At 78.0% G+C, this 1296-nt stretch carries 1 protein-coding gene; it reads right to left on the minus strand.

Annotated elements, in window-relative coordinates; genetic code table 11:
* On the minus strand, nt 1–852 hold an 852-nt coding region (locus tag MHY85_RS21010; RefSeq protein ID WP_239200403.1), incomplete at its 3' end, for a hypothetical protein.
* Nucleotides 853–1296: the final 444 nt, after the last annotated feature.

Consider the following 1296-nt stretch of genomic DNA (forward strand, 5'->3'; position numbering starts at 1 on the left):
CTTCACCGACTGGGCGACCCAGGCGACCGCCCGGGCGGCCCGCGCGGTCGCCTCGGTCGCCCAGTCGGTGAAGGCGCCGTCGGTGACGCAGGCGGCGACGGCCTCGTCGGTGACGCCGGCGTCCTGCACGAGCGCGAGGAGGTCGTCGTCGTCGATGCCGTCCTCGTCGAGGTCGGGCTGCGCGGCGAGCAGCGCGTCGTGCACGGCCAGCACGCTGTCCGGCGCCGTGTCCGCCACGCAGGCGAGAGCACCGGCGGCGCGGGCGGAGTAGTCGCCGGTCGTGGCCATGCTGCCCAGCAGCGAGTCGTCCGTGGTCGGGGACGGCGACGGTGCGGCGGAGGCCGACGGCGACGCCCCGGTGCGCACCGTCGCGCCGTCGAGCAGCGCCAGCGGGTGGATCTCCAGCGTCGCGTAGCCGGCGGTCACCCACTGCTCGATCGACGCCGAGCTGGCCGCCCAGAACGTCTGCGCCTCGGGCGACCGGTAGTCCAGGTACAGCACCAGGTCCAGCACGCCGGTGCTGCGGTCGACGGCGGTGGCGACGGGCGCCTCCCCCGGGTCGAGCGCGCTCGTGCGGCTCGCGGTGACCGCGCTGCCGTCGCCGGTGAGCACGACGCCGTCGGACAGCATGTTGTGCGGCCCGACCTGCCCGGCGCGGACGGACGCCTGCACCGCGAGCGCCGTGATCACGCCGGCCGCGACGACGGCGGTCCCCGCGCCCGCCCAGCCGAGGCGCCGGTTCCGCCGCCGGCGCTGCGCCTGCCGCTCCCGCTCCAGGCGGGCGAGCTCGCGGGCGAGCGCCTTGCGGTCCTTCTTCGGCAGCTTCTCCTGGGCCGGGGGTCGTGCGCTCATCGGTCGCTTCCTGTGCGGGGGGTCGGACGCCGGGGGCGCGCCGCCGCACCTCGCGGCGCCGCGCCCACCAGCGCCGACGCTCCCGCCTCGACCTGCCGACACCCTGAGCCGACCCTGGGCGCACCCTGTGCGTCCGTCCCCGTCCGGCCCATGCCGACCCCACGCGCTGCCCGGCGCGCCGAAGCGCCACCCCGTCCGCCGAGGTAGGACCGTTCCACCCAGATAGGACCGTGGACGGCCCTATCTCGGCGCGGAGGCCCTATCTCGGCGAGAGCGGGAGGGCGCGTCTCGGCGAGCGGGAGCGAGCGCGGGGCCGCGGCGGCGCCGGGTCAGGGCCGGCGGAAGCGGAGGGTGACGAGCTGGAACGGCCGGAGGTCGAGCGCGACCGCCGCGCCCGCCGCCCCGGCCGTCCCAGCGGCCTCGTCGGGCCCAGCGGCCCCGTCC

This window comes from Cellulomonas sp. ACRRI, assembly GCF_022346185.1.
Lineage (GTDB): Bacteria > Actinomycetota > Actinomycetes > Actinomycetales > Cellulomonadaceae > Cellulomonas.